A 19391-nucleotide genomic window follows, 5' to 3' on the forward strand; every position below is an offset into this window, starting at 1 on the left:
GCAACATATCTTTGTCCTCAAAAATTTTCAGTCCTTTTACTCCCGACTTCTCATGCTATAGTTAACTTTCTCTTACAACTGGGATCAGCATGTTTCGATTTATTCACACCTCAGATTTGCACATTGGGCGACACTTCAACTACATCAGCCTGCATGACGAACAAGCGCATATGCTTGATCAGATCTTAGCATATTGTGAACAAAACCGAGTCGATGCGCTGATCATCGCTGGCGATGTGTACGACAATTCAACACCCGCCCGTGAAGCTATTGCGCTGTTTGAATCGTTTCTCGACCGCTGCCGAGATGAGCTGAATATCCCTGTCGTATTGATTTCAGGTAATCACGATTGCCCCGTGCGTTTGGGGATGAACAAAAAGGCTGTGAGGCGGGCCGGTTTGTATTTACTCACTGACTTAAAAGACGTCACTCAGCCTGTGATATTGGGCGACGATGAGCCGGTGTATTTTTATGGCATTCCTTTTTGTGATCCAATCTCCGTGCGAGCTGCGACAGGTGACTCGGTCAAAACCTATGACGAAGCCCACACCTTGTTGGTAGAGCAAGTCAAAGCGGCGCATACATCAAACTCGCCCAAAGTGTTGCTGAGCCATTGCTTTGTACAAGGCGGTAAAGTCACTGATTCAGAGCGTACGTTAAGCGTTGGGGGAAGCGATCAAGTGAGTGCCGAGCCAATGATGGATTTTGATTATGTCGCGCTAGGGCATTTGCACAGCGCTCATCACAAAGGCGCAGAACATATTCGCTATTGTGGCTCTCCATTAAAATACTCGTTATCCGAAGCGAACCATGATAAATCCGTGACCTTAGTGACACTTTCCCAAGGGGAATCCCAGTATGATCTGCTCCCTATTTCCCCTTTACGGGATGTCCGAATCATAAAAAATACCTTTGAGGATATTCTTAAGGATGCGCCAAGCGATCCCAATCCAGATGATTTTATTCGTATCGAATTAACGGATGTCAAACGCGCGCACAATCCATTAAGTCGCTTGCGTGAGTATTACCCTAATATCGTGGAGCTGCGTAATACGGGGTTAGAACAAAGTAAGTTATCAACGGGGCACGCTCAATCTCAGGTGGCCAATATCAAACAGCGTTCCGCACAAGACATCGTTCAAGATTTTTATACAAGTGAGGGGCTTTCAAACATGGATGATACACAAACCCAATTACTTAACAACGCAATTAACTCGGTTAGCTCAGGGAACATAGATGATGCAAAAGAGATGGCACATACTGAGAACACAGAGGATCTAGTATGAAGTTATTATCCTTGAGCGTGCGCAGCATTGGTCCTTATGCAGATGAGCAAATCGTTGATTTTACCAAGTTTGGACACAACCCGATCTTCTTGATTGAAGGACCCACAGGAGCGGGTAAATCCACTATTTTAAACGCCATCACATTTGCTTTTTATGGCGAAGCCGGTATCGATACGAGTCAAAATAAACGCTTGCTGTGTGACCATTGTATTCCGGATGGCACAGCTTCAGTAATATTGATGTTTGAAGTGCGTGGGCAAGCCTATCGGATCATCAGAAAACCCAAATATCATCCACCTAAACTCAAAAACGAAAAACCCGAAACCGTTGAGCTTTCGATACTAAACGACGAGGGTGAGTGGGCAGATTTTGCCGAGCAAAAGCGAGAAACCGACCTCAAAATCAAACACATAATTGGACTGACCGCTGAACAATTTGCGCAAGTCATTGTATTGCCTCAAGGTCAATTTCGCGAAATCATCACCTCATCATCTGCGGTACGTGAAAAAATCTACGCAACCTTGTTTAGCACCACTATGTACCAAGATATTACCAATCATCTTCTTGAGCAGTATAAGAAACTCAAATCAGACAATGCGCATGGGCTTACTCAACGAGCGAATCTTTTTGCCAGTGTCGAGGTGCAAAATAAAGAAGCCCTCAATACGAAAATAGAAGCCGCCACCACTGTGCAACAGGATGCAGACAGTGCATACAAAACGGCGGTTGCCGAACAAACCAAAGCGCAACAAACCTTTGATAAAAGCAGTGCGCTTGCTGAGCTGTTCACCAAGCACGAACAGGCGCTGGCAGAACAAGCAAGGCTCAATGCATCCACAGCATCCATTGCGCAACATCAACGCACAGTCAAACAAATTGAAGCTGCGCTATATTTAGCGCCGTTTGCGCAACAGCGCATCCAAGCAAACGGTCGTCTTGACCACGCGGTGAGGGATAACGAGCAAAAGCAAGCTGACCTTGAGACTCGTCACAAACAACTGGAACAAACATCGACTGCGCTTGCTCAAGCCACTCAATCTGCCGCACAAATTCCAGCATTGAATACTGAAAAAACCACGTTAGACACCGCCCAAAAACAGCTCACTCAACTCGAACAAATAATCACTCAGCAAACGAGCAAGCAACAACACGTCGGCTCACTACAACAAGGGCTAACGCAAGCCACGCAACAAGTTGAAGCAGATGAAGCACGTTTGACCAAGCTATTGAGTGATATTACGACCCGACAAGATATAGCAAAGACTGAATCGTCGTGGTTAACCAAGCTTCATGCTGCGCAACAAGTCAAAACCCAAATCGTCGAGCGGGATAAGGTCGCTACCAACATCAAAGAGGCTGAAGCCAGTATTGCCAAAGGGAAAACGGCTATTGCTGAACAAGAGCAAGTGGTCTCAAAGGAGGAGCAGGCAAGACAAACTTTGCAAATGCATTGGCACCAAAACCAAGCATATGTCTTGGCTCAAACACTGCAGTCCAATGCCCCGTGTTTGGTGTGTGGGAGCACAGAACACCCCGAGCCAGCCAAAGCCTTGGTCGGAGTACCCAATGTCACTCAAGAGGCCATTGATGATGCATTGAAAGTAGAACAAGACGCGCGTGTAAAATTAGAGCAGTATCACAATCGATTTGAAACGGTACAAACCGAGCTTAAACAGGCACAAGTCACCTTGCAAACCTGCCTTGATGCCTTAGGCGAACACCGCTCATTAAGTGAATCCGACATTGACACAAGGATCGGTCAGCTCCAAACACACATTACTCAAGCCCAGCAAGCCAGTCGGTGCGTTGTGACGCTGCAACAACAGGCCAAAACGTTGCAGCAATCTATTGATTCCCAACGTACACAAATACAAACATCGGTGAATACGATAGAGGGATTAAAAGGTCAGCTTACCCAGTTACAGCAGGATCACGATGAGTTGATAACGCAGATACCTGACTCGATGCGAGATACGGCGGCCGTCAATGCACGTCTGCAAACTGTGACAAGTACTATTTCTAGGTTAGAACACGCGCTCTGTGAAGCGCAAAAAGCAGAACAAAATGCAACCAATACACTCGCTGCCGCACAAGCTAACGCGGAAAATGCCCAGAAACAGCTTATTTTAGAGCAGGAGGCTTTGGATAAAGCAACAAAAGAGTGGGAAACACAACTTGCCAAGAGTCCATTATCTGATGAGGCGGCTTATCAAGCAGCAATCCAGCAAACTGAACAGTCAGACACTCTGAAAGAGCAGATAACGTCTCACGACAATGCGCTCACTGCCAATACGGTGTTACTCGCCCAACTCGATGAGCAACTGCAGGATAAACAGCGCCCCGACTTAGAAGCGCTACAAACAGTATTGGAAAATACCCAGGCTAAGGTGACTGAAACATTAGCACAACGTGATGATGCCAATCGTGAGTTACAACGCTTAACTCACGTCGCTGATGAACTCACTAAGCTAGATGCGGCGAATCACAATCTGCGTGCACAGCTCGATGCGATTGAACCACTGGCCAAAATTGCCAATGGCGATACGGACAACAAAGTCAGCCTACATCGCTATGTGTTAGGCGTCATGCTAGATGATGTGCTCAGTGTCGCCTCGGACCATTTGACCCATATGACGCGAGGACAATTTCATTTTGAGCGACTCACCGACAGCAAAGGGCGGGGCGGCAAAGGACTCGACTTAGGGGTAGTCGACAATCACACCGGTACGTTGCGCGAGGTGAGTTCACTATCTGGAGGCGAATCCTTCATTGCGTCGATGGCCTTAGCGCTCGCACTTTCACAAGTCGTGCAAGAGTATGCTGGCGGTATTCAGCTGGAAACGCTGTTTATTGATGAAGGCTTTGGCTCATTGGACAGTGATATTTTGCAACTTGTGATCAATGTCTTGAGTGACTTACAAGCCAGTGGGCGAGCGGTTGGCTTGGTCAGTCATGTCGAGCATATGAAAGATCAGTTCCCCAACAAAATCTTGGTACACAAAGACAGTCAGGGAAGTCGTTTGGAGGTGGAGTGTGTGGCGTAGAATTTTTTACTGCGGGAACTGAACATAGATACATAGCCAATTTTTTAAACAACACGATTTTTTGGTAACTCCACACGGCTGGTGTATAATTACACCAGAGATTAGCTTAATTCGAGTATAAATTATGCCACGTCAAAGTATCACATTAACTGAAAAAAATGATGCATGGCTAAAGAGTCATGTTGAAAATGTAGGAGACTATTCCAACAAAAGTGAGATCGTTAACGACCTTATTCGACGTGCTAGACGCGCCGAAGCAATTAATCAAAAACTTGCAGAAGCTGAAATGAGTGGATTCGTCTCTCAATCACCACAAGAAATATTAGATGAATTCAAATCCGAGTTAAAAGGATAAATGGTCTCCTACGAAATATCATCTAATGCCAAAGAAGATTTGAGACGAATTTATCGTTATGGGTTCAATTCATTTGGAGAGTTACGTGCTGACCAGTATTTTTGGGGGTTCTTTAAAACTTTCGAAAATATATCTTTAAACCCTCTTAATTATCAGTCAGTCGACCATATTCGTTTGGGTTATAGAAGATGTGTCTACGGTTCAGACAGTATTTATTTTAGAGTTAAACAAGATGGTATGGTAGAGATAATGGCCGTACTAGGAGGACAAGATACCGATGAGTGGCTGTGATCGAGCAATACTTTGTACTTAATTTACCAATGTTGGTATTACCCAAAATCCTCCGGACATTTTAAAAACTTACACACCAAAATCGCTTGTTCCGTTTGCTCATGGGTGATTTCAAGCTCTTTGCTGATCACGTCCATCACCCGCTGATGCTCACCCATGACCAGTGTATTCGTAGCTGAGGTTTTGACATACAACTCAGGATATTGATTGAGTCGCTCGATGAAATCTTTGATGGGTGGAATATACTGATTATCGAGTGGATATAATGATAGTTCGGCAAGCAATTTTTTCATAGGTTGTCTGTGGGCTGATTAATTCATAGAATGATTTCATCATACCTTACGCAAAACCGCAATCAGACCATTAAGGATGCCGTCCATGACCAAATTTGAAACCCTCCAACGCTACCAGCTCATCGAAGTGTTGTTGCAATGGGAAGGCGAGTTTTGCAGTAATCATTTGTGTGAGTATTTCGGTTTAGGTCGTCCTCAAGTATCGAAAATCGTCAAGACCTATCAAAAGGACATTAGTGATACGAATTTTACGTATTGCAATACGCGCAAGCGTCACCTTGCGAGCGCTACGTTTACGCCATATTTGACCCAAGGGAAGGTAGATGAGTACCTTGATTTTGTGCAGCGCTTGAGTGCACACAACAAAACGGCGGCGCATAACGTATTTTGTTTGCCTAATGCTGAGTTTCTGCCAATGCCTCGTTTTGCGATTGAGCCTGAGATTTTTAAAGGGATCAATCGCGCCATTGCCAATAATTTGCGTATTGATGTGGATTATCGATCAGTCAACGCGCCCAATAAAGATGGTCGAATCATCGTGCCACACGCCATTGCCCACTCGGGAGTGCGTTGGCATGTGCGGGCGTATTGCGAAAAAAATCAAGATTTTCGGGATTTTGTATTAACGCGATTTGTCGGAGAAGTGATTGAAGAAGGCCCGGCCACAATCGACTCTACTGAGGATATCAATTGGCATACTATGGTGGACGTGGTGATTGTCCCACATCCGTATTTGACCGAAGCACAACAAGCCGTCGTTGCTCGGGATTATGGCATGACAGATGGGCAACGCGTATTAACAGTGCGAGCCTCTTTGTTGACCTACCTGCTCAAGATGTTGCAGCTTAATTTAACCGATGACATCCCAGATGCAACACAGGGGGAGACTGAAGGGGAAGCACTGAGTGATGAGGATAAACAACAAATAGGAAAAGCGAAGCAGGTGATGGTGGCGAATCGGGAAGCGCTTCAGAAGTGGGGGTTTTGATTAAATCTTGTTAAACCTACAAGCAACTTACGATCTCTGGCAAGTCGAGCAACACTATTCGGCAGATGATGTGGAAGTGATTTACGCGCCAGAATAACAAGTGCTGAAAGACTTAACAGATTCACTAAGGTTTCGTTTAGCACTTGGATACTAATGTGCCCACCTTGTTTAAGCAATGACTCAGCAATCTCTGCTTTGTGGCTATTATCATCTAATAAGTAAAGAATGATATAAGTATCAAAAAAACTATCGCGCATTCGCGTCATCTCGAGATAACCAAGCGTTTTTCGATAGTCGACCTCGATATTATCGCCTTCTTTAAGCCCCAATTGTTTCACGAGTTTTTTGGGTAATCGAACTGCGATGGAGTTGCCCTATTTAGCAATTTGCATGGTAATGGGTTTGTACAGCATCTTCTGCGACCATGAGTTCAGCTTTTTGATGTGCAATTTGCCACAAAGGTAATATTTTTTTAATTTCTGAAGCCTCAAACACCTGTGCTCAGCAAACCGTGTATAATAAGCACATTAGATAAACCCCCCGAATAAAGGAAAACGCAATGAACTATGAATTAACCGGTACAGTTAAAATCATTCAAGAACCACAAACCTTTGCAAGTGGGTTTACTAAGCGTGAACTTATTGTGACCGTACCCGATGGGAGTTATCCTCAAGACATCTCATTGGAGTTTTTGAAAGATAAAGCTGATTTGCTCAACGATCTCAATGTGGGCGATGACGTGACTGTGTCATTTAATCTTCGTGGTCGCGAGTACAACGGCAAGTATTATAACAACCTCACAGGCTGGAAACTGCAAAAAAACAATGGACAGAGTGCGCAACCATCACAAAGTTATCCGCCGCAAACTTCTACGCCATCCAATCAAGTGTCAGAACCGAATTTTGACGACGATATGGACGATATCCCCTTCTAGATAAGTCTGAGAAAAATCTATTTACACACCAACCTCTTAATACTACAGTGAAGTTGTCGATAAGATTTAACACTCACTTAACACTAGGCAATGGATATGCGCACACCACTTTTTGTGTGCTTGCTGTGTGGCGTATGGATTTCGCCCGTTCAAGCATTCAGCACAGACTCTGATGACTTACAAACCACGTTTCACGTGGAACCAGTAATTGCTGATTTCTCTTTATCTGACACGTCTGAAGCCAACATTCAACATTGGCTACATCGCAGTGCTGTGCAGTGGGCAGGAGAGTGGAAGATCATTGACACGCCAACCACAGAAAGCATCATTGGTGTCGAAGCCACGTACCTAGAAACACTAAGCCCCATCATAGAAGACGCGCCTGTCATTTATGAGTTGTACTATCAACAACAGTGGCACAATCGCTATCTGGTCAAACCGCAAATTCAGTATATTCAACCGCAAAACAGTACGCTTTCGACCAAAGAAGCGCTCGTGTTTGGATTGAGTACCGAAATTTCATTTTAAATCTCTTTTCTAAACGTCTATTTCAAACATCGATGAACTTATTTTTCCGGTTAGCGTAAAAATGACATGATCCTATCTCTTTATCTATTCTTATCTGTAATGACAACTGGAGCATGGCAATTGAGTTTATTTGACAAAAATATGCCATGGTTTAGCGTTGACGATCGCGTTATGGGTGGCATCTCACAGAGTTATATAGCAACCAATGACAATTTTGAGTTGGTGTTTTTGGGTGAAATGTCCGTTGAAAACAACGGCGGTTTTGCCTCCATTCGTCGTGAAGTCTATTTACCACAGGATAAGATCCCATCAGATGCACAGCTAAAGCTCACCGTCACGGGGGATGGTCGTACCTATCAGGTTCGTTTTCGTACCTCAACGCAATGGAATGCCATTGCCTATTTTGCGCGTATTGATACTGTGCCGAATCAAACCGTGACCCATATTTTGTCTCTTGATGATTTTAAGGCTTCATGGCGTGGTCGGGCAGTCCCTGACGCTAAGCCTTTACGTTGGCAAGACGTCAAACAAATGAGCTTCATGTTAACGGATAAGCAACCAGGCGAGTTTGGCTTGCTTGTGAGTGAGATATATTGGCAAAACGTTAGCGGCGTTTAATCGACGCCCCAGCTGTGGCAGATAATGGATCGTCTGGCCAACGATGCTTAGGGTAGCGACCGCGCATGTCCTTGGCGACATCTTGATAGGATGATTGCCAAAACCCCGCCAAGTCTTGTGTCGTCTGAATAGGTCTGCGAGCAGGCGACAAGAGCTCAAATCTCAACGGTACTTTGTCACACCCCAACCTAGGTGAAGCAAGCTCTCCAAAGACCCATTGCAGTGGCAAGCTCACCGTCGGTGCATGCTGATGACTATAGCGAATACTGACTTGTTGACCACTTGGAGCGAGATAACTTTCCGGTGCTTCCTTGGCCAACAAAGATTGTTGCTCATACTCCAACACGGCATTTAACAAGGGCATCAACGCGACTTGCTGTAAGGCTTTGATACTGATAGTAGGCGTTTGATACGCTAACAACCAAGAATCGATGTTTTGTAGCAAATACGCTTCATCAATCTGAGGGAATCTATCAGGGCAGGTTATGCCTAGCCATTTGACCCGTGACAGCCAGCGCTCACAAGCGTCATCCCAGCGCAAAAAACCTAGTCCTTGGGTGTGAATAACATCGCATAGGGCTTTTTGATAGGTTTCAGGATTGGGCTCAGCAATCACTTTGTCCTGTATGGTCAAGGTGCCAAAACTCGTACGCTCAATAATATTCAATGTGTTGTTAGAATATTTAGCCTGCACAATCGTGTGCACAGGAAGGCTCGCTAAGATCGAGTCATCCATTACAGGCATGGCTAAAAACACTCGACCATGGCTGTATTGCGCATCCGCATCAAGCACAATACACCATGTAAAACGACTGACACCATCCACATCGTCAAGTACGACGCCTCGTCCCATGGCCATGGTATACCCCTTGCCTGATCGTTTCGCCAACCGCTCTGCAAACCCTATAATACAGGCTTCCAAAACCGCACCATCGGCCAACTTTTTAGGAAGTGCTAATGACAACTTTCGGCATAAACGCTGTACCGTGCGCGCAATATTCTCCATCGCCCCATGATGATATTTTTTCATCACTGGTTCGTCATTACAGAACGCCATGACCGCCGCAACCCGCAAACGAACATCCACAGTATCAGCGTGGAGTAACACATCGCGCTCTCCTAGGAGTGCAGCCAACACCACAGCTGCCACAGCGGTATCTGATGAACGATTCAATGAGCACAAAATCATATGCGCACTGCGCCAATCCAAACCAAAACCCAGTAGCGCTTGACCGTGAGCAGTGATCTGTCCCTTGCGACTGATTGCATTAATTCTTTGTAAGCCATCACGAGCATATCCCAAATGATGCATCGGCGGTGCATCAAGCCAATCCACGTCAAGCCATGGTGCATCAGACAACACAGAATATCCCCATGCCGTCAACTCAAGCATTAAGTCGGTCGGATCAACACGCGCAATCTCTACAGGTGTAAATGGCACGAGCTGTTGCGACTGTACCCACAGACGAATGCAACGGCCAGCCTGAACTCGCCCAGCGCGTCCCGCTCTTTGCGTCGCATCGGCAGCGCTGATTTTTTGTGTCACCAAGCGCGTCAATCCGCTTTTGAGATCGAACTGTGCCATTTTGTGCAATCCTGTATCAATCACACTCGTGATATTCGGGATCGTTAAACTCGTTTGGGCAATGTTCGTTGCCAATATCACCCGCCGAGCAGAATCTTTTGTGGGCCGCATCAATCTCTGCTGTGCTCTGAGATCCATTGCCCCATACAAAGCATAAAACTCCGCTGCTCCGGCAACATTATCTTCACACCATTGCTGTACCCGTCTGATATCGCTTTGACCCGCTAAGAAAACCAAAATATCACCCGATGTACGATTTAGTTCTGCGGCGATTTTTTTGCCTATTTGCGGAGAAGGAGCACTATCTATCGCTAATGGCTGATACTCAATGTCTATGGGAAAACTTCGCCCTTCACAGGTAATAACTGGCGCATCATCAAGATATTGACTAACCTGTTCACTGTCTAAAGTCGCTGACATTACAAGTACCGCCAAGTCTTCTCTGAGACCTTGTTGGATCTCTCGGCACAACAACAAACCGAGATCGGCATGCACGCTGCGCTCGTGAAATTCATCAAAGATTACACAAGCGACACCCTCTAGTTCGGGATCGGATTGGATCTTGCGCGTCAAAATCCCTTCAGTCACAATCATCAAGCGTGTACTCGAACTGTGCTTCGCTTCATTACGCACTTGATATCCAACTGTTTGGCCGACTACTTCACCTAAACTCGCAGCTAGAAATTCTGCCAACGCTTTGACCGCAACTCGGCGAGGCTCCAGTAAGATAATTTGCTGCGAACCAAACTCCGGCTCGGCTAACAATGCCAGTGGTACTTGGGTCGATTTACCCGCTCCAGGCTCCGCACTTAATACCAAACGCCGCTCTTTGACGAGCGTTTGACAGATATTTGAAAGCTTAGGTGTGATGGGTAAATCAGACATGCATTGCTGCAAAGCCAGGGGCGGCTTGAATGCGCTCAACCATTGCCGCAGTTAACTGGCATTTGTAACAGTTACCCGAGCGTGTATCGCCATACAAAATCATTTATTCTCCTTTATCTCATTTCATATGGTAGTTGGACATCAATCAAAAAGCCATCTGAATCACTGATTATGCAAAAGCCATTGAGTGCTGCGACACGAACATGTATACCTTCTAAACCAAATTTACCCGTATTTGAGGCACTCGAAAGATGTTGTTTATCGCCATCGTCTTTTAATATCAACCGGACGGAGTGACCTTCTTGAAACAAACTCAGTCTAAAGGTCGTCGCATTAGAATGTTTAATCGTGTTGGTAATCGCCTCTTGTACAATACGAAAAATAGCGGTTTCCATTAACGCAGATAATGCCAACTCTTCGAGACGATCGACTTGATATACAATGCCAACACTGTCTAATTTTTCCCTAAAATAGGTTCCTCCTAACGTGTTGTACAAACCAAAATCATCTAAGACGACCGGTCTAAGCCAATGCATTAGATGATAAACACTGCTGTAGATATCATCCGCTCGGACCTTAAGCGTATCAATGGCTTTTTGGGGATGCAGGTTGTTTACCTCTAGCATCCGAATAGTGGTTTTCAATGCGATGATATTTTGCCCGACTTCATCATGCAGCTCTTGCGATAAATACTGCCTCTCCCGCTCCTGATTATTCAAAATATTACGCCCTAACACTTGAAGGCGCTCAGTCATTCGTTCTAACGAGCTGTTTTGCTTTTCTAATGCATACTGCGCATTATCCTTTTCATACAATACTGCACCTATCAGTAAGGCAACCAAGCTGTAACTGAGCATATAAGGCTGATATTCAATCAGCAAAGCCCCTTCTGCTTGCCACAAAAACACCAATAAACTGGTCTTAACGACTATGGAGGTCAACATCACGCCATACCATCCAAACCGTGCCGCCATCAGAATGAGTGGAATAAACAACGCAATCCTTAACAGATAATCTAAGTGCGGCGTGATATGCAAAAAGCCCAGGATAGATAACGCCAAGACACTGACCACAAAAATCACGTTTTTTTGTGAGGTGCGATGTCGTGTATCGTCGCATTGTGAATGCCACAACCAAAGGAGATGACAAGTGAAAAAATAAAATCCCACCAAGTACCCAGAGAGTTGCTGCGCGATAAAGTATTCTATGTACACATTGCTAGGGATGTTGGCATAAAATCCAAGCTCCAACAGTGCTGCCGCTGAAAGGTACATCAACCGATAGGCAAGCGTCAGCAATATAAGCCACATAATGCTGTGCAAATGAAACCATGAACCTTTGACAAAATATCTTGCTAACTTACTGATGACGACACCGGTAACCATTTCCAACAAGGTAAAGCTTATTGCGCCTTGCAACAACGTCACCATAGAGTTTGCGGCGGCATCCACAACCATATATAAATAGGTGTTGTCTCCGGTATTACACCCCAATAAAAAGATTAACCAATAGCGAAATGGTAAAATAAACAACGCAACGAGCTTTATTCCATGAGGCACATACCAACTCACCATGCCTGGAATAAGTTCGTATTGTAACGTGATGAAATAACCGATAAAGCCAAACAGGCAACCGAAAATAAAAAGTGCAATTGGGTATATTAGCGTCCGCATTACTCAGCCATTGATTTGTTGATTGAATATCAACATAATTCAGTATGCTGGATAATGCCGTGTTTTAACGCAAATTTGGTGATTTGAAAAGTAGAATTGTATTGAAATTTGTTCATGATGTTACGTCTGTGGGTATGAACTGTTTTGACGGCAATATCTAAGATGCTCGAAATATGTTTTACTTCATACCCTTTGGCTAAAGCCAAAAATACTTCTTGTTCACGGGTAGTCAACTCATTGAACTGTTGCAATGTTGCTTCAGCTTGTGGCATTAATTGTTTGATGTCATTGCTAAAATAGACACCGCCTTGGTTAATTTGGTGCAGTGCAAAGATGAGAGAATCTGATGCCTCGCGCTTACTCACAAAACCTTTCACACCTAAATTACGGGCTTGATTGACGTAATGAGTATTTTCGTACATGCTAACCAGAATGGTTTTGCAATAACTGTTATGAGTATTGACATATTCAACCAAAGCAAACCCAGTGTCATCACCTTGCATAGATATATCTGTGATAAGGATTTCAGCTTTGTCTAAATCACCAGAAGCTATTGCTTCCTCTACACTGCCATAACTTCCGACTACGTCAAAACCGGGCTCAATATCAATTAATTGGTGAAAGCCATCCCTGACCATTTGATGATCGTCAACTAATACAACTGAGGTCACATCATTTTCCTAAAAATAGTTAACAGTCTTTTATAATAACAATCATTGAATCCGCAATTCAATAGCGGTATCTAAGCTTTTTTCTTAGATTAATACACTATTTAATGACTTTAATAGTAATTGTTTTTGGCTCGCTTTGCGCGATACCGTCTGACACACTATACGTAAAGTGATCTTCACCTGAGTAATCGTCTTTGACGCGATACGTTACAATATTATTCTCAATGGTTACAATGCCATGAGATGGTTGGGTGACAATGTGATAAATTAACGCATCACCATCATCATCCTTTCCTAGCAACCTTATTGTTAAAGGCATCCCAGAATATACGGTTCGTACCAAATTATAACCAACAGGCACATTATTGGCTAAGGTAGGAGTAGAAAATACCCAACAGCAAAAAAGGAAAATATAGACAACTAAATATTTCATTGTAAACCTATTTTAAAATTAGAATTTCATTCTAAATAAGTTTCTTTATTTAATCTCTAAGCCTTTTTCTTAGGTTTTTTTCTTAATGATTAAACATAAAAAAACCCAGCACAAAGCTGGGTCTTTATTATCAATATTGTCGAGCTTATTTGCGTAATTGTGACATCTGTTTGATGAGACGTAACTGCGCAATGGCTTCTTCCAACTGCAAGGCAGCAGTTTTATGGTCGAAGTCAGCACCCGGATTCGCAATTTGTTCTTCTGCGTGACGCTTAGCTTCTTGTGCCGCACCTTCATCTAGGTCTTCTGCACGTACGGCTGTATCAGCCAGTACCGTAACAGCTTGTGGTTGTACTTCTAAGGTACCACCAGCAATATAGATAAATTGTTCTGCACCGTTCTCAACTAAACGAACCATTCCAGGGCGCAAGGCTGTCAATAGTGGCGCGTGACCAGGATGAATACCTAGTTCACCTTCACTACCTGTCACTTGAATTGCAGAGACATCGCCATGGAAGATAGCGCCTTCCGCCGATACTACACTCAAGTGTACTGTTGCTGTTGCCATATAACCCCCTTATACGTGGTGTCAGTAGTTAAGCAAAAGCCTTACGCTTTTGCTTTTTCTACTGCTTCTTCGATTGAACCAACCATGTAGAAGGCTTGCTCTGGTAAATCGTCGTAATCACCGTTTAAGATGCCCTTAAAGCCAGCAATAGTGTCTTTAAGAGAGACGTACTTACCAGGAGAACCGGTAAAGACTTCTGCTACGAAGAATGGCTGAGATAAGAAACGTTGAATCTTACGAGCACGTGATACCACTTGCTTGTCTTCTTCAGATAATTCATCCATACCAAGAATCGCGATGATGTCTTTTAGTTCTTTATAGCGCTGAAGTACTGATTGAACGCCACGTGCTGTATCATAGTGCTCTTGACCAATAACTAATGGGTCAAGCTGACGTGAAGTAGAATCTAACGGGTCAACCGCAGGGTAAATACCCAAAGACGCGATATCACGTGAAAGTACTACGGTTGCATCTAAGTGAGCAAACGTCGTTGCTGGTGACGGGTCAGTCAAGTCATCCGCAGGTACGTATACGGCCTGGATAGATGTGATTGAACCAGTCTTAGTTGACGTGATACGCTCCTGAAGTACACCCATTTCCTCCGCTAGCGTAGGCTGATAACCTACCGCAGAAGGCATACGACCTAGAAGTGCTGATACTTCAGTACCTGCAAGCGTGTAACGATAGATGTTATCAACGAAGAAAAGTACGTCACGACCTTCGTCACGGAATTTTTCTGCCATTGTCAAACCAGTCAAAGCAACACGCAAACGGTTACCTGGTGGTTCATTCATCTGACCGTATACTAGTGATACTTTGTCTAGTACGTTCGAATCTTTCATTTCGTGATAGAAATCGTTACCTTCACGAGTACGCTCACCTACACCAGCAAATACTGAGTAACCGCTGTGCTCGATCGCGATGTTACGAATAAGTTCCATCATGTTTACGGTTTTACCAACACCCGCACCACCGAATAGACCAACTTTACCACCCTTAGCAAATGGGCAGACCAAGTCGATTACCTTGATACCAGTTTCAAGTAGTTCAACCGCGTTTGATTGATCTTCATAGCTAGGTGCTTCACGGTGAATAGACATACGCTCTTCTTCACCAATGTCACCCGCTTCATCAATTGGGTTACCTAATACGTCCATGATACGGCCTAGTGTGGCAGTACCCACTGGAACCTGAATAGCTTCACCCGTGTTTTCTACAGTAAGTCCACGACGTAGACCATCAGTAGTACCTAGTGCGATACCACGGACAACTCCGCCACCTAGTTGCTGTTGCACTTCTAGGGTTAGACCCGCTAAGTCACCATCGGTCACTTTTAGTGCATCATATACACGCGGTACGTTAGTTTGTGGGAATTCAATATCCACAACCGCACCGATGATTTGGACGACCTTACCTTGACTCATAATTTGTCCTCTTTAAACCTTAATAAACCTTGCCTACACCGCTGCTGCGCCGCCAACAATCTCAGAAATTTCCTGAGTAATCGCTGCTTGACGTGCTTTGTTGTATACCAACTGTAATTCGTCGATGAGATTACCTGCGTTATCCGTTGCGGCTTTCATAGCCACCATACGGGCAGCTTGTTCCGCTGCAGCATTCTCAACAACCCCTTGATACACTTGAGATTCAATGTAACGAACCATTAATGTTTCCAAAATTTCTTTTGGATCTGGCTCGTAAATGTAATCCCAGCGATGCTGTAAATCTTCGTCTTCCGACTTTGGCAAAGGTAATAACTGATTGGCCACAGGTACCTGTGACATGGTAGATTCGAAGTGGTTATACACCAGATAAATGCGATCTAAATCACCATTATCGTAAGCGTCTAACATCACGCGAACCAAGCCCACGATGTCGGCTAATTTAGGCTTATCGCCCAAACCAGATTCCGCTGCTAGGACTTTGCCACCAAAGCGTGAGAAGAAACCCACTGCTTTGCCGCCAAGTGCTGCAAAAGAAACTTCAACACCTTGTTCTTGCCATTTTGCAACATCTTTAGCAACCAATTTGAACTCGTTTGAGTTGAGGCCACCACACAGACCGCGGTCTGTCGATACTACAATATAACCAACGCGCTTGACTTCACGTTCTTCCATATAAGGATGACGATATTCCAAACTACCATTGGCAATATGACCAATCACTTTTAGCATGTTTTGTGCGTAGGGACGGGTAGCCGCCATCCGGTCTTGCGCCTTTTTAATTTTGGACGCAGCCATCATTTCCATCGCACTGGTAATCTTTTGAGTATTCTTGATACTCCCAATCTTACCTTTTATCTCTTTACCGCTAGCCATGACTATTTCTCCGTTACTAAACGATTAGCCTTTACACGTTACCGCGTAAAGGCACATTGATTACCACGTTTGCGTCTCTTTAAATTTAGTGATCGCTGCATGGATTTGTTGCTCAATGTCGTCGTTGTAGTTACCGGTTTCATTGATAGTCTTAACTAGTTCAGCTTGCTCTGCATTCATGTATGAATGAAGTGCCGCTTCAAAGTCTAGGACTTTGGTTAAGTCAATGTCTTTTAGGAAACCTTTTTCAATCGCGAACAATGAGAAAGCCGTTTCTGCAACCGATAAAGGTGCATATTGGTTTTGCTTCATTAATTCAGTCGCACGCTCACCATGCTCTAACTGAGCACGTGTTGCATCATCAAGATCCGATGCAAACTGAGAGAACGCCGCTAATTCACGATACTGAGCAAGTGCTAAACGGATACCACCACCAAGTTTCTTGATGATCTTGGTTTGCGCTGCACCACCAACACGCGATACTGAAATACCGGCGTTAACCGCAGGACGAATACCTGAGTTAAACAAGTCAGTTTCTAGGAAGATCTGACCATCGGTAATTGAGATTACGTTGGTTGGTACGAATGCAGATACGTCACCCGCTTGCGTTTCAATGATTGGTAATGCAGTTAATGAACCTGTTTTACCTTTCACTTCACCGTTAGTATATTTCTCAACATAGTCCGCGTTCACACGAGCAGCACGCTCAAGTAGACGCGAATGGAGGTAGAATACGTCACCAGGATATGCTTCACGACCTGGAGGACGTTTCAATAGCAATGATACCTGACGATACGCAACTGCCTGCTTAGATAAGTCATCATAAATGATCAACGCATCTTCACCGCGGTCACGGAAATATTCACCCATAGTACAACCAGAATATGGTGCTAAGTACTGAAGTGCTGCTGATTCTGAAGCAGATGCAGCTACCACGATGGTGTTTTCTAATGCACCGTGTTCTTCTAACTTACGTACTACGTTGGCAATCGTTGATGCTTTCTGACCAATCGCCACGTACACACACTTAATGCCTGTGTTTTTCTGAGCGATGATGGCATCAACGGCTAAAGCTGTTTTACCTGTTTGACGGTCACCGATAATCAACTCACGCTGACCACGGCCGATTGGGATCATCGAGTCAACAGACTTATAACCAGTTTGTACTGGTTGGTCAACTGATTGACGTTCGATTACACCTGGTGCGATTTTTTCAACTGGCTCAAAGCCGTCTGCGTCAATCGCGCCTTTACCATCAATTGGCGCACCTAGCGTGTTCACAACACGGCCTAGTAATGCATTACCAACAGGTACTTCTAAGATACGGCCAGTTGCTTGGACCTTTGTACCTTCTTGTAGGTCCGCGTAAGGACCCATCACTACGGCACCAACAGAATCTCGTTCTAAGTTAAGTGCGATAGCGTAACGATTACCTGGAAGCTCGATCATCTCACCTTGCATGACATCGGCTAGGCCGTGAATGCGGATGATACCGTCGGTTACACCAACGATAGTACCTTCGTTTCGAGCTTCACTTACTACTTCAAACTTCTCAATTCGTTTTTTGATCAGTTCTGCAATTTCAGTGGAATTAAGTTGCATGCTCTTATCCCCGTTATGCTTGCAACGCGTCTGATAGACGGTTCAATTTAGTATGGACGGAACCATCAATGATCATGTCGCCGGCTTTAATGACTAAGCCTGCCACAACACTTGGATCCACGTTACAATTAAGCTTCACTTTACGTGCCAAACGTTTCTCTAAGGCTTTACCAAGCGCATCTTGCTGTTTAGCGTCTAACTCAAGCGCAGATTTGACATCGACTTCGATTTCTTTGTCATAATCAGCTTTGAATTCGTTAAACAACTCAGCGATTGCTGGTAAAGCTTGTAAACGTTGGTTCTCTGCCAAAACTTTAATTAAGTTCTGACCGTTCTCGTCGACTTGTTCGCCGCACACACCGATGACAACTTCGGCCAGTTTGTCTGCGCTCATTGCACTGGTGATGATGTTATTAATCGCATCATCCTGGGCAACGGCTCCAGCAAACACAAGCATTTCTTGCCATTGTGCTACGACGCCTTTGTCGACTGCAAAATCAAAAGCCGCTTTGGCATAAGGGCGAGCAACTGTAGTCAATTCAGACATGGCTCAGACTCCCTTATAGTTCTTCGACAAGTTTTGCAACAATGTCGGCTTGAGCTTTTTCATCGATTTCGCGCGCTAAGATTTTCTCTGCACCTGCAACGGCTAGCGCAGAGACTTGCTTACGCAATTCTTCCTTGGCACGGTTGCGTTCAGCTTCGATCTCGGCATTGCCTTGAGCAATGATTTTCTCACGCTCGGCGTGGCCGCGTTGCGTTTCTTCGTCTACGATTTGAGACGCACGCTTCTTGGCCTGGTCGATGATTTCCGCTGCTTGCGCTTTGGCATCTTTTAATTGCTCAGCAACTTGTGCTTGAGCTTCTTCTAGGTCTTTTTCAGCTTTTTCAGAAGCTTCCAAGCCATCGGCTATCTTCTTCTGACGCTCTTCAATTGCGCCTAAAAGCGGTGGCCATACATGTTTCATACAGAACCATACAAAGACCGCAAACGCAATTAATTGACCTATTAGAGTGGCGTTGATATTCATTTGACCGCTCTCCTATTTAAATTCGCTAAAGAATGTTCGTAAAAAAATTAAGCACCAACAGCGAATAATAGGTATAACGCGATACCAACACCGATCATTGCGATCGCATCGATAAGACCCGCTACGATGAACATTTTCACCTGTAACTGAGGCGCTAGTTCTGGTTGACGAGCAGCAGATTCTAGGAATTTACCACCTAATAAACCGAAACCGATTGCCGTACCTAAAGCACCCATACCGATTAATAGAGCAACTGCGATATATAACATTTTGTTCTCCGAGTTAAGT

The 19391-nt window shown here is 44.5% G+C and carries 21 protein-coding genes; 8 read left to right on the plus strand and 13 right to left on the minus strand.

Annotated features, from left to right (window positions below):
* Positions 1-89 precede the first annotated feature (89 nt).
* The 4 genes from NLG07_RS03110 (at position 90) to NLG07_RS03125 (ending at position 4976) form a co-directional block, all read left to right on the plus strand.
* Positions 90-1286, plus strand: coding sequence for an exonuclease SbcCD subunit D (locus NLG07_RS03110; protein WP_254856248.1), 1197 nt, complete (start codon positions 90-92; stop codon positions 1284-1286).
* Positions 1283-4330: an AAA family ATPase gene (locus NLG07_RS03115; RefSeq protein WP_254856249.1), complete on the plus strand. Its 3048-nt coding sequence runs from the start codon at positions 1283-1285 to the stop codon at positions 4328-4330. Before NLG07_RS03110 ends, NLG07_RS03115 begins: the two co-directional genes overlap by 4 nt.
* Positions 4331-4454: 124 nt before the next feature.
* The gene (locus tag NLG07_RS03120) at positions 4455-4685 is read left to right on the plus strand and encodes a CopG family transcriptional regulator (RefSeq protein ID WP_254856250.1); all 231 of its coding nucleotides are present in this window, start codon (positions 4455-4457) and stop codon (positions 4683-4685) included.
* Positions 4686-4976 carry a type II toxin-antitoxin system RelE/ParE family toxin gene (locus NLG07_RS03125; RefSeq protein WP_254856251.1) on the plus strand — a complete coding sequence of 97 codons (291 nt, stop codon included), beginning with the start codon at positions 4686-4688 and terminating at the stop codon, positions 4974-4976. It begins immediately after the preceding gene.
* A 38-nt stretch (positions 4977-5014) separates the two neighbouring features.
* Here NLG07_RS03125 and NLG07_RS03130 read toward each other — a convergent pair whose 3' ends face one another.
* The gene (locus tag NLG07_RS03130; RefSeq protein WP_254856252.1) at positions 5015-5269 is read right to left on the minus strand and encodes a hypothetical protein; all 255 of its coding nucleotides are present in this window, start codon (positions 5267-5269) and stop codon (positions 5015-5017) included.
* Between the two features lie 85 nt (positions 5270-5354).
* Between NLG07_RS03130 and NLG07_RS03135 the strand changes: the two genes are divergently transcribed.
* Positions 5355-6257: a YafY family protein gene (locus tag NLG07_RS03135; RefSeq protein ID WP_254856253.1), complete on the plus strand. Its 903-nt coding sequence runs from the start codon at positions 5355-5357 to the stop codon at positions 6255-6257.
* On the opposite strand, the gene NLG07_RS03140 is transcribed toward NLG07_RS03135, so the two are convergent.
* Positions 6239-6595 carry a hypothetical protein gene (locus tag NLG07_RS03140; RefSeq protein WP_254856254.1) on the minus strand — a complete coding sequence of 119 codons (357 nt, stop codon included), beginning with the start codon at positions 6593-6595 and terminating at the stop codon, positions 6239-6241. The genes NLG07_RS03135 and NLG07_RS03140 overlap by 19 nt on opposite strands.
* A gap of 221 nt (positions 6596-6816) precedes the next feature.
* Between NLG07_RS03140 and NLG07_RS03145 the strand changes: the two genes are divergently transcribed.
* From NLG07_RS03145 to NLG07_RS03155, 3 genes are all read left to right on the plus strand, one after another.
* Positions 6817-7191, plus strand: coding sequence for a DUF3127 domain-containing protein (locus NLG07_RS03145; RefSeq protein WP_254856255.1), 375 nt, complete (start codon positions 6817-6819; stop codon positions 7189-7191).
* Positions 7192-7287: 96 nt separating this feature from the next.
* Positions 7288-7719 carry a carbohydrate porin gene (locus tag NLG07_RS03150; protein WP_254856256.1) on the plus strand — a complete coding sequence of 144 codons (432 nt, stop codon included), beginning with the start codon at positions 7288-7290 and terminating at the stop codon, positions 7717-7719.
* A 66-nt stretch (positions 7720-7785) separates the two neighbouring features.
* Positions 7786-8337, plus strand: a complete 552-nt coding sequence (locus NLG07_RS03155) for a CIA30 family protein (RefSeq protein ID WP_254856257.1) — start codon at positions 7786-7788, stop codon at positions 8335-8337.
* On the opposite strand, the gene hrpB is transcribed toward NLG07_RS03155, so the two are convergent.
* The 11 genes from hrpB to atpE form a co-directional block, all read right to left on the minus strand.
* A complete protein-coding gene (gene hrpB, locus NLG07_RS03160; RefSeq protein WP_254856258.1) occupies positions 8324-10807 on the minus strand; it encodes an ATP-dependent helicase HrpB in 2484 nt (827 codons plus the stop codon). The two genes, NLG07_RS03155 and hrpB, sit on opposite strands and share 14 nt — an antisense overlap.
* Positions 10808-10920: 113 nt before the next feature.
* Positions 10921-12480, minus strand: a complete 1560-nt coding sequence (locus NLG07_RS03165; RefSeq protein ID WP_254856259.1) for a histidine kinase — start codon at positions 12478-12480, stop codon at positions 10921-10923.
* Positions 12481-12509: 29 nt separating this feature from the next.
* Positions 12510-13151, minus strand: a complete 642-nt coding sequence (locus NLG07_RS03170; RefSeq protein WP_254856260.1) for a response regulator transcription factor — start codon at positions 13149-13151, stop codon at positions 12510-12512.
* Between the two features lie 97 nt (positions 13152-13248).
* Positions 13249-13584, minus strand: a complete 336-nt coding sequence (locus NLG07_RS03175; RefSeq protein WP_303049218.1) for an Ig-like domain-containing protein — start codon at positions 13582-13584, stop codon at positions 13249-13251.
* 145 nt (positions 13585-13729) lie between these two features.
* Positions 13730-14152 carry a F0F1 ATP synthase subunit epsilon gene (locus tag NLG07_RS03180; protein WP_254856262.1) on the minus strand — a complete coding sequence of 141 codons (423 nt, stop codon included), beginning with the start codon at positions 14150-14152 and terminating at the stop codon, positions 13730-13732.
* Between the two features lie 41 nt (positions 14153-14193).
* Positions 14194-15576, minus strand: coding sequence for a F0F1 ATP synthase subunit beta (gene atpD, locus NLG07_RS03185; protein WP_254856263.1), 1383 nt, complete (start codon positions 15574-15576; stop codon positions 14194-14196).
* Positions 15577-15609: 33 nt separating this feature from the next.
* On the minus strand, positions 15610-16470 hold the full coding sequence (gene atpG, locus NLG07_RS03190; RefSeq protein ID WP_254856264.1) for a F0F1 ATP synthase subunit gamma: 861 nt from the start codon (positions 16468-16470) through the stop codon (positions 15610-15612).
* A gap of 60 nt (positions 16471-16530) precedes the next feature.
* A complete protein-coding gene (gene atpA / locus NLG07_RS03195; protein WP_254856265.1) occupies positions 16531-18072 on the minus strand; it encodes a F0F1 ATP synthase subunit alpha in 1542 nt (513 codons plus the stop codon).
* A 13-nt stretch (positions 18073-18085) separates the two neighbouring features.
* A complete protein-coding gene (gene atpH, locus NLG07_RS03200) occupies positions 18086-18619 on the minus strand; it encodes a F0F1 ATP synthase subunit delta (RefSeq protein WP_254856266.1) in 534 nt (177 codons plus the stop codon).
* Between the two features lie 13 nt (positions 18620-18632).
* A complete protein-coding gene (gene atpF / locus NLG07_RS03205; protein WP_254856267.1) occupies positions 18633-19103 on the minus strand; it encodes a F0F1 ATP synthase subunit B in 471 nt (156 codons plus the stop codon).
* A gap of 47 nt (positions 19104-19150) precedes the next feature.
* Positions 19151-19372 (minus strand): F0F1 ATP synthase subunit C, encoded by a 222-nt coding sequence (gene atpE / locus NLG07_RS03210; RefSeq protein ID WP_026376053.1) that lies wholly within the window; start codon positions 19370-19372, stop codon positions 19151-19153.
* Positions 19373-19391: the final 19 nt, after the last annotated feature.

It is taken from the genome of Alteromonas sp. LMIT006, assembly GCF_024300645.1.
Classification (GTDB): domain Bacteria; phylum Pseudomonadota; class Gammaproteobacteria; order Enterobacterales; family Alteromonadaceae; genus Opacimonas; species Opacimonas immobilis.

Excerpts from the sequence above, each read along its gene's own strand:
- atpG (WP_254856264.1), bottom strand. The coding sequence starts at position 16,470 with ATGGCTAGCGGTAAAGAGATAAAAGGTAAGATTGGGAGTATCAAGAAT.
- hrpB (WP_254856258.1), bottom strand. The coding sequence starts at position 10,807 with ATGTCTGATTTACCCATCACACCTAAGCTTTCAAATATCTGTCAAACG.
- NLG07_RS03145 (WP_254856255.1), top strand. The coding sequence starts at position 6,817 with ATGAACTATGAATTAACCGGTACAGTTAAAATCATTCAAGAACCACAA.
- NLG07_RS03115 (WP_254856249.1), top strand. The coding sequence starts at position 1,283 with ATGAAGTTATTATCCTTGAGCGTGCGCAGCATTGGTCCTTATGCAGAT.
- NLG07_RS03180 (WP_254856262.1), bottom strand. The coding sequence starts at position 14,152 with ATGGCAACAGCAACAGTACACTTGAGTGTAGTATCGGCGGAAGGCGCT.
- NLG07_RS03125 (WP_254856251.1), top strand. The coding sequence starts at position 4,686 with ATGGTCTCCTACGAAATATCATCTAATGCCAAAGAAGATTTGAGACGA.
- atpE (WP_026376053.1), bottom strand. The coding sequence starts at position 19,372 with ATGTTATATATCGCAGTTGCTCTATTAATCGGTATGGGTGCTTTAGGT.
- atpF (WP_254856267.1), bottom strand. The coding sequence starts at position 19,103 with ATGAATATCAACGCCACTCTAATAGGTCAATTAATTGCGTTTGCGGTC.
- NLG07_RS03135 (WP_254856253.1), top strand. The coding sequence starts at position 5,355 with ATGACCAAATTTGAAACCCTCCAACGCTACCAGCTCATCGAAGTGTTG.
- atpH (WP_254856266.1), bottom strand. The coding sequence starts at position 18,619 with ATGTCTGAATTGACTACAGTTGCTCGCCCTTATGCCAAAGCGGCTTTT.
- NLG07_RS03110 (WP_254856248.1), top strand. The coding sequence starts at position 90 with ATGTTTCGATTTATTCACACCTCAGATTTGCACATTGGGCGACACTTC.
- atpA (WP_254856265.1), bottom strand. The coding sequence starts at position 18,072 with ATGCAACTTAATTCCACTGAAATTGCAGAACTGATCAAAAAACGAATT.
- NLG07_RS03175 (WP_303049218.1), bottom strand. The coding sequence starts at position 13,584 with ATGAAATATTTAGTTGTCTATATTTTCCTTTTTTGCTGTTGGGTATTT.
- atpD (WP_254856263.1), bottom strand. The coding sequence starts at position 15,576 with ATGAGTCAAGGTAAGGTCGTCCAAATCATCGGTGCGGTTGTGGATATT.
- NLG07_RS03165 (WP_254856259.1), bottom strand. The coding sequence starts at position 12,480 with ATGCGGACGCTAATATACCCAATTGCACTTTTTATTTTCGGTTGCCTG.
- NLG07_RS03130 (WP_254856252.1), bottom strand. The coding sequence starts at position 5,269 with ATGAAAAAATTGCTTGCCGAACTATCATTATATCCACTCGATAATCAG.
- NLG07_RS03120 (WP_254856250.1), top strand. The coding sequence starts at position 4,455 with ATGCCACGTCAAAGTATCACATTAACTGAAAAAAATGATGCATGGCTA.
- NLG07_RS03155 (WP_254856257.1), top strand. The coding sequence starts at position 7,786 with ATGATCCTATCTCTTTATCTATTCTTATCTGTAATGACAACTGGAGCA.
- NLG07_RS03150 (WP_254856256.1), top strand. The coding sequence starts at position 7,288 with ATGCGCACACCACTTTTTGTGTGCTTGCTGTGTGGCGTATGGATTTCG.